Origin of the sequence: Mycobacterium sp. E183, assembly GCF_001667735.1 — a bacterium.
In the GTDB taxonomy this organism is placed as follows: Bacteria; Actinomycetota; Actinomycetes; order Mycobacteriales; family Mycobacteriaceae; genus Mycobacterium.
In genome coordinates this window covers 57119-65158 of sequence record NZ_LZJN01000089.1, presented here as the reverse complement: position 1 = coordinate 65158, position 8040 = coordinate 57119, and the positions used below count along the sequence as shown (strand labels likewise).

Sequence of the window (8040 nt, the reverse complement as noted above, 5' to 3'; positions counted from 1 at the left end):
AAACGCGCGCCCGAGTTCTTCGGCGGTGCGGCGCGCCCCGACGACCACGGCGCGCACCGCGTCCGACCCGCAGCGCGCGCAGCGCCGCGTCGGCTCAGTCCGCCCGCACCAACGGCAGACCAGCGCCGGGCCGCCCTCCCGCAACGACTCGGCCAGGGAGAGCGGACCCGTGCAGTGCCGGCACCGGGCGATGGTGCGGCAGCGCGCGCAGGCCAGCGACGGGACGTATCCGCGCCGCGGCACCTGCACCAGCACCGGCGCCCCGGCCTCCAGCGACGAGCGGGCGGCGCGCAGCGCGATCGACGGGATGCGCGCGGTCCGCGCGGCCGGGTCGCGTTCGTCGGCGTAACCGGTGTCGTCGAGGGCGACCACCCGCGGCGTGCGGGCGCGCACCACCGCCCGGGCCGCGACGATGTCGTGCGCCCACCCGCTGCGCACCAACGCCTGCGCCTCGGCGGTGCGCGCGTAGCCCCCGATCAGCGCCGCGCACCGCGCCTGGTGGGCGCGCAGCATCGCCACCTCGCGGGCGTGCGGGTACGGCGCCCGGGGCTCGGCCAGGCTGTCGTCGGCGTCCGCCCACACCATCACCAGACCCAGATCGCTCAGCGGCGCGAAAGCCGCGCTGCGGGTCGGACGCGGTGCGCGCCGTGGTCGTCGGGGCGCGCCGCACCGCCGAAGAACTCGGGCGCGCGTTTCCCGGCACCGCGGTGGTCACCTCGTCGGGCGAGGGCGTCGTCCCGCAGGTGGCCGCCGGCCCGGCGCTGGTGGTGGCCACGCCGGGGGCGGAGCCCGCCGCGGCGGGCGGTTACGGGGCGGCGCTGCTGCTGGACACCTGGGCGCTGCTGGGCCGCCAGGACCTGCGCGCCGCGGAGGACGCGCTGTGGCGCTGGATGTCCGCCGCGGCGCTGGTGCGTGCCCGCGGCGACGGCGGGGTGGTGCTGGCGGTGGCCGAATCGTCGATCCCCACGGTGCAATCGCTGATCCGCTGGGATCCGGTGGGTCATGCCGAGGCCGACCTGGCGGCCCGGACGGAGGTGGGCCTGCCGCCGAGCGTGCACATGGCGGCCCTGGACGGCGCCGCCGACGCGGTGGCGGCGCTGCTCGAGGAGGCCGGGTTACCGGAGGGCGCCGACGTGTTGGGGCCGGTGGATTTGCCGGCGGGTGTCCGCCGGCCGGCGGGGACCCCGGCCGGAGTGCCGGTGACCAGGATGCTGGTGCGCGCCCGCCGGGAGCAGGGGCTGGCGCTGGCCGCGGCGCTGCGCCGCGGCGTGAGCGTGTTGTCCGCGCGCCAGACCCACGAGCCGGTCCGGGTGCAGATCGATCCGCTGCACATCGGATGACCTCGCCAAATCCTGCCCGAGGCGATAGTATGCGTCGGAAATAATGCCTGACTACGACATTGGAAGGTTGTTACACTTCCTGGTCTTCTGCCGCCGATAGGCCGGAGACGATCCCGAAGAAGGGGCGAGATGGCAGCGGAGAACGTGACCACGGCGGACGATTCGCTGGACGTAATCACCGACGCTTTGCTGACGGCTTCCCGCTTGCTGGTCGCCATTTCGGCGCGGTCCATCGGGCAGGTGGACGAGACCATCACGATTCCGCAGTTCCGGACGCTGGTGATCCTGTCCAATCGGGGCCCGGTGAACCTCGCCACGCTGGCCGGCCTGCTCGGGGTGCAGCCGTCGGCCACCGGGCGGATGGTCGACCGGCTGGTCGCGGCCGGGCTGATCGACCGCCTCCCGCACCCGACCTCCCGGCGCGAGCTGCTGGCCGCGCTGACGAAGCGGGGGCGCGAGGTCGTTCGCCAAGTCACCTCCTACCGGCGCGCCGAGATCGCGGCCATCGTGGAAAAGATGCCGCCGGCGGAGCGCCACGGGCTGGTGCGGGCCCTGACCGCCTTCACCGCCGCCGGCGGCGAGCCGGACGTTCACCTCGACGCCGAGATCGACCTTTAGCCGTCACCGCTTCTCGGCGGTGACCAGCAGGTACTCCCAGTCCATGCTGCCGTAGGCGAGATATTGCTCCGCGAGCTCGACGAGTTGCGCGTCCAGCTCGGCGGCCAGCACGCGGTTGTGGCCGATGTTCGTGTAGGCCTCGATCGTCGGGCCGTAGTGGTTCTTGAAGTAGGCGTGCACCGCCTCGGCGCTGTCGAACCGGTTCACTTTGAGCAGTCCGCACACCGCGGTCACCCGCACGACACGGTGGCCCAGCAGTCCGGTGACGTAGCCCTCGCGCCCCCACAGCGCGGCGGGCGGCACGGCCTGCGACAGGCTGGGGCGGTACGGCCGGATGGTGGCGAGCATCCGGCCGAAGAATCCCTCCGGCGTCCAACTGATCACGCCGATCGTCCCGCCCGGCCGGCAGACCCGGACCAGCTCGTCGGCGGCCCGCTGCTGATCGGGGGCGAACTGGACGCCGATCGCGGACATCACGACGTCGAACTCGCCGTCGCCGAAGGGCAGCGCGTGCGCGTTGGCTTCCCGGTAGTCGAGCGTCAGGCCCTGCGCCGCGGCGCGGGCCCGCGACCGCTGCAGCAGCTCGGGGGTGAGGTCGCTGGACACCACCGTGGCACCCGTGGCGGCCGCGGGCAGCGAGATGTTTCCGGAGCCGGCGGCGACGTCGAGCACGCGGACGCCGGGGCCGACGCCGGTGGCCCTGACCAGGACCGGGCCCAGCGGCGCCATCACTTCCTCGGCCATCAGGGCGTAGTCGCCCAGCGCCCATACGGTGCGATGCACGGCGCTGTCGCTGATCGTCGTGTCGAGGGTCATCAGACCTCCTTCGTGGTAAGGAAAAGGGCTGCCCACTCGACCCCGTTGTCACCAGCACGGCAGTGCGGTCACATCGGCAGATGATAACCGCTAGAAACAGTATGCATGAGAAATAATCGACTCGCGCAAGTTTTTGGTGGGTGGCGGGCGCCGCTTTCTAGACTGTGCCGGTGCGTCTCGTCTTCGCCGGCACCCCCGAACCCGCGCTGCCCGCGCTGCGCCGCCTCATCGACTCGCCCCGTCACGAGGTGATCGCCGTGCTGACCCGGCCCGACGCGGCCGTCGGCCGACACGGTCGGCCGCAGCCGTCGCCGGTGGCCCGCGAAGCGCTCGACCGGGGCATCCCGTTGCTGCGGCCGGCGCGGCCGAACTCGGACGAATTCGTCGCCGAACTGCGAGAGCTGGCGCCCGACTGCTGCGCCGTCGTGGCCTACGGCGCCTTGCTGCGCGACGGCCTGCTCGGCGTGCCCCCGCACGGATGGATCAACCTGCACTTCTCGCTGCTACCAGCCTGGCGCGGGGCGGCGCCGGTGCAGGCGGCGATCGCGGCCGGGGACACCGTCACCGGCGCGACGACCTTTCAGATCGAGCCCAGCCTGGACTCCGGGCCCGTCTACGGCGTCGTCACCGAGACGATCCGGCCGACCGACACCGCCGGGGAACTGCTTGGGCGACTGGCCGTTTCGGGCGCGGCGCTGCTGTCGACCACCATGGACGGCATCGAAGACCGGACGTTGACGCCGCGACCGCAACCCGCCGACGGGGTCAGCATCGCGCCGAAGATCACCGTCGAGCAGGCCCGCGTGCGCTGGGACCTGCCGGCGCCGGTCGTGGAGCGCCGGATCCGCTCGGTCACACCCAATCCGGGCGCCTGGACGCTGATCGGCGACCTGCGCATCAAGCTCGGCCCGGTGAGTATCGACGCCGATGCCCCAGAACCGTTGGCGCCCGGCGCTATTCACGTTGACCGCAAGAACGTGTGGATCGGCACCGGCTCGCAGGCGGTGCGGCTGGGCCAGATTCAACCACCCGGCAAGAAGCTCATGAACGCGGTCGACTGGGCCCGGGGAGCGCGTCTCGACTCCGCGGCGCGGGCGACATGAGCCCGCCGCGGCCCACCGACCGCGGGCGCGGCAGGCGGCGGCGGCCGTTCGACCCGGCACGCGCCGCCGCGTTCGACGTGCTGCGGGCGGTCAGCGAGCGCGACGCCTACGCGAACCTGGCCCTGCCCGCCCTGCTGCGCGAACGCGGAATCGGCGGCCGCGACGCCGCGTTCGCCACCGAACTGACCTACGGCACCTGCCGCACCCGGGGCCTGCTCGACGCGGTCATCGGGGCCGCCGCCAACCGGTCGCCGGACACCATCGACCCGGTGCTGCTCGATCTGCTGCGGTTGGGCACCTACCAGTTGCTGCGCACCAGGGTCGACACCTACGCCGCGGTCTCGACGACGGTGGAACAGGCGGGGATCGAATTCGATTCGGCGCGAGCGGGTTTCGTCAACGGCGTACTGCGCGCCGTCGCCGCCCGGGACGAGAAGTCCTGGGTCGAGGAGCTGGCGCCCGATTCGGCGCGCGATCCGGTCGGTCATGCCGCCTTCGTGCACGCGCACCCGCGCTGGATCGCGCAGGCCTTCGCCGATGCGCTGGGGCCGGCCGCGGCCGAGCTCGACGCGGTGCTGGCCAGCGACGACGACCGCCCGCAGGTGCACCTGGCCGCCCGTCCCGGTGTGCTGAGCGCCGCCGAGCTGGCCGACGCCGTCGGCGGCACGGTCGGCCGGTATTCGCCCTACGCGGTGTACCTGCCGGGCGGCGACCCGGGTCGGCTGGCCCAGGTACGCGACGGCGCCGCGCTGGTCCAGGACGAGGGCAGCCAGCTGGTCGCGCGGGCGCTGACCTTGGCGCCGGTCGAGGACGATGCGGGGCGGTGGCTGGACCTGTGTGCCGGACCGGGCGGCAAGACCGCGCTGCTGGCCGCGCTGGGCTCGGAGTCCGGGGCCCGCGTCACGGCCGTGGAGCCCGCGCCCCGCCGCGCCGACCTGGTTGTGCAGAACACCCGCGGCCTCCCGGTCGACGTGCTGCGGGTGGACGGGCGGCGAAGCGGACTCGAGCCGACGTTCGACCGGGTTCTCGTCGACGCGCCGTGCACCGGGCTGGGCGCGCTGCGGCGCCGGCCCGAGGCCCGGTGGCGACGCCAGCCGGGCGACGTGCCCGCGCTCACCAAATTGCAGCGCGAGCTGCTGGGCGCCGCGATCGAGCTGACCCGGCCGGGCGGTGTGGTGCTCTACGCGACCTGCTCGCCGCATCTCGCCGAGACCGTCGGCGTGGTGGCCGACGCGCTGCGCCGGCATCCGGTGTCCGCGTTGGACACTCGGCCGCTCTTCGAGCCGGTCACCGGGCTGGGGGATGGGCCGCACGTCCAGCTCTGGCCGCATCGACACGGCACCGATGCGATGTTCGCGGCCGCGCTGCGCCGAGAAGCGGGGTAGGGCCGCGGCGAGCGCCCGGGCAATCGGGCGCGGGCGGGGAACGGCGCGGCTTGCCGGCGTGAAGCCGCCGGCGGCGCTCAGTAGTCTGGCGCACATGTCTGGCAACACCGGTAGGCCGCTGATCGCGCCGTCCATCCTGTCCGCCGATTTCGCGCGGCTAGCCGACGAGGCCGCCGCCGTCGTGGGCGCCGACTGGCTGCACGTCGACGTGATGGACAACCACTTCGTGCCGAACCTGACCATCGGCCTGCCGGTGGTCGAAAGCCTGCTGGCCACCACGAACATCCCGATGGACTGCCATCTGATGATCGAGGACCCCGACCGGTGGGCGCCCGGCTACGCCGAGGCCGGCGCCTACAACGTGACGTTCCACGCCGAGGCCACCGACAACCCGGTCGGCGTGGCGCGCGATATCCGCGCCGCGGGCGCCAAGGCCGGTATCAGCGTCAAGCCGGGCACCCCGCTCGAGCCGTACCTGGAGATCCTGCCGCAGTTCGACACGCTGCTGATCATGTCGGTCGAACCCGGCTTCGGCGGCCAAAGCTTCATCCCCGACGTGCTGAGCAAGGTGCGCACCGCGCGCAAGCTGATCGACGCCGGGGAGCTGACGATCCTGGTCGAGATCGACGGCGGCATCAACGACGACACCATCGAGCAGGCCGCCGAGGCCGGCGTCGACTGCTTCGTCGCCGGGTCGGCCGTTTACGGCGCGGAGGACCCGGAGGCCGCCATCGAGGCGCTGCGGAGGCAGGCCGCCGCCGCCTCACCGCACCTGCGCCGATGAACCAGCCCGCGGGCGGCCTCGACGCGGCCATGCGCCTGGCGATCGAGCAGTCCAACCACGTCAAGGGCACCACCTATCCGAACCCGCCCGTGGGTGCGGTCATCCTGGACTCCGCGGGCGTGGTCGTCGGCGTCGGTGGCACCGAACCCGCCGGCGGCGACCACGCCGAGGTGTTGGCGTTGCGGCGGGCCGGCGACCTGGCGGCCGGCGGAACCGCGGTGGTCACCCTCGAGCCTTGCAACCACTACGGCAAGACCCCGCCGTGCGTGAACGCCCTCCTGGCGGCCGAGCTCGCGGCGGTGGTTTACGCCGTCGCCGACCCGAACCCGGACGCCGCCGGTGGCGCGGCCCGGCTGACCGAGGCCGGCGTGCGGGTGACGGCCGGGGTGCTGGGCGACGAGGTGGCCGGCGGGCCCTTGCGGGAGTGGCTGCACAAGCAGCGGACCGGGCTGCCGCACGTCACCTGGAAGTACGCCGGCAGCGTCGACGGCCGCAGCGCGGCCGCCGATGGCACCAGCCAATGGATTTCCAGCGAGGCCTCGCGGCTGGACCTGCATCGCCGCCGCGCGGCGGCCGACGCGATCGTGGTCGGCACGGGCACCGTGCTGGCCGACGATCCGGCGCTGACCGCCCGGTTGCCCGACGGCTCGCTGGCCGACCGGCAACCGCTGCGCGTGGTGGTGGGAATGCGCGAAATACCTTCGGAGGCAAAGGTTCTCAACGACGACTCGCGGACCATGGTGATTCGCACGCACGACCCCATGGAGGTGATCAAGGCGTTGTCGGACCGCACCGACGTCCTGCTGGAGGGCGGTCCCACCCTCGCGGGCGCGTTCCTGCGGGCGGGGGCGGTCAACCGCATCCTGGCGTACGTCGCGCCGACGCTGCTGGGCGGCCCGATCTCCGTCGTCGACGACGTCGGGGTGCCCACCATCGCGCGGGCGTTGCGCTGGCATTTCGACGGAGTGGACCGGCTCGGGCCGGATCTCGTGCTCAGCCTGGTTCCACGCGTCGATTAGCGGTGACCGGCCGAATCGCCTTGCATCGGGTCCTTGCCGGTTAGGCCGCGCGCACGCTTGTCGGCATACATGTCTGCGTCGGCAAGACGCATGACGTCGCGCTCGCCGGCGGCAATGCCTGCGCTGAAGTCGACCGGCGCGCCGACCTCGGCCCACCGGCGGCGGAGCCGATCGAGGATCCGCCCGGCCTCGGGAGCATCGGCATCGATCAGCAGGAGGAGGAATTCGTCGCCGCCGATGCGGAAGGCGACGTCATTCTTGCGGGCCGACCGGCGCAGCGCGTCGGCGAAGGCGACCAGAACTTCATCGCCGGCCTCGTGGCCGTGACGGTCGTTGTAGCGCTTGAAGTTGTCGAGATCGGCGAGCACCACGGCGCACCGGCCGGCGTGTTGCGACAGCCGGTGTGCCAGGGTGGTCCGGTTCAGCAATTGGGTCAACGCGTCGGTCTGCGCGATGTCGCGCAGCAACAGGCTCTGCTGCACGAGCCGGTCGATGAGCCAGGCCGGCACCTCCGCGACGAGGACCCACATGGTCGCGGCCAGCACCACGGTCAGCGTCGAGGCGGGAAGCGGTTTCACGCAGGCCACCACGAACGCCGCGGCGCCGAGCGGGAGCAGGGCCAGTGAGCGCCACCGCCGACCGGTGAGGCCGAGGTAGGCGAAGGTGATCGTGATCGTGCCGGGGAAGTCGCGCGTGGCGGCCGGTTCGATGGCTCCGGCGAGGAGGGTGACGACAAGCGACGCCACCGGCCATCCCACCAGCAATCCGCGCCGGCCTTGCCAACCGCGGAGCCGGCCCGTCAGCGCGACGAACGCCGCCAGCAACGCGGCCGCGCCGAGCGCCCAATTCAGGGTGGTGTCGCGGCCGGTGGTTCCGGCGTGCGTTCCGGCCGCGGCGTATAAGCCGAGCATCGCAAGGAACGCCGTGCAGCCGATCGCGTGCAGCCGTTCGGCTGACGGTTGAGGATCAATGCGC

At 73.0% G+C, this 8040-nt stretch carries 8 protein-coding genes and 1 pseudogene; 6 read left to right on the top strand and 3 right to left on the bottom strand.

What is annotated here, in order from left to right; all coding sequences use genetic code 11:
* Positions 1 to 630: pseudogene (locus tag A5691_RS08975) on the bottom strand (primosome assembly protein PriA); the annotation flags it as partial.
* An 8-nt stretch (positions 631 to 638) separates the two neighbouring features.
* On the opposite strand from A5691_RS08975, the gene A5691_RS08970 reads away from it, so the two are divergent.
* Both A5691_RS08970 and A5691_RS08965 read left to right on the top strand, forming a co-directional pair.
* Positions 639 to 1340, top strand: a complete 702-nt coding sequence (locus A5691_RS08970; RefSeq protein WP_197694397.1) for a primosome assembly protein PriA — start codon at positions 639 to 641, stop codon at positions 1338 to 1340.
* 129 nt (positions 1341 to 1469) lie between these two features.
* On the top strand, positions 1470 to 1958 hold the full coding sequence (locus A5691_RS08965; RefSeq protein ID WP_067752933.1) for a MarR family winged helix-turn-helix transcriptional regulator: 489 nt from the start codon (positions 1470 to 1472) through the stop codon (positions 1956 to 1958).
* A 3-nt stretch (positions 1959 to 1961) separates the two neighbouring features.
* On the opposite strand, the gene A5691_RS08960 is transcribed toward A5691_RS08965, so the two are convergent.
* Positions 1962 to 2774 carry a class I SAM-dependent methyltransferase gene (locus A5691_RS08960; RefSeq protein ID WP_068016199.1) on the bottom strand — a complete coding sequence of 271 codons (813 nt, stop codon included), beginning with the start codon at positions 2772 to 2774 and terminating at the stop codon, positions 1962 to 1964.
* Between the two features lie 170 nt (positions 2775 to 2944).
* Between A5691_RS08960 and fmt the strand changes: the two genes are divergently transcribed.
* The 4 genes from fmt (at position 2945) to ribD (ending at position 7065) form a co-directional block, all read left to right on the top strand.
* Entirely contained in the window at positions 2945 to 3877 is a 933-nt protein-coding gene (gene fmt, locus A5691_RS08955; RefSeq protein WP_067753094.1) for a methionyl-tRNA formyltransferase, read from the top strand.
* Positions 3874 to 5262 (top strand): RsmB/NOP family class I SAM-dependent RNA methyltransferase, encoded by a 1389-nt coding sequence (locus tag A5691_RS08950; protein WP_068016196.1) that lies wholly within the window; start codon positions 3874 to 3876, stop codon positions 5260 to 5262. Before fmt ends, A5691_RS08950 begins: the two co-directional genes overlap by 4 nt.
* Positions 5263 to 5356: 94 nt before the next feature.
* Positions 5357 to 6046: a ribulose-phosphate 3-epimerase gene (gene rpe, locus A5691_RS08945; RefSeq protein WP_067753097.1), complete on the top strand. Its 690-nt coding sequence runs from the start codon at positions 5357 to 5359 to the stop codon at positions 6044 to 6046.
* Positions 6043 to 7065, top strand: coding sequence for a bifunctional diaminohydroxyphosphoribosylaminopyrimidine deaminase/5-amino-6-(5-phosphoribosylamino)uracil reductase RibD (ribD, locus tag A5691_RS08940; RefSeq protein WP_067891063.1), 1023 nt, complete (start codon positions 6043 to 6045; stop codon positions 7063 to 7065). Before rpe ends, ribD begins: the two co-directional genes overlap by 4 nt.
* Here the strand turns inward: ribD and A5691_RS08935 are convergent.
* The gene (locus A5691_RS08935; protein ID WP_231980978.1) at positions 7062 to 7889 is read right to left on the bottom strand and encodes a GGDEF domain-containing protein; all 828 of its coding nucleotides are present in this window, start codon (positions 7887 to 7889) and stop codon (positions 7062 to 7064) included. The two genes, ribD and A5691_RS08935, sit on opposite strands and share 4 nt — an antisense overlap.
* Between the last annotated feature and the right edge of the window lie 151 nt (positions 7890 to 8040).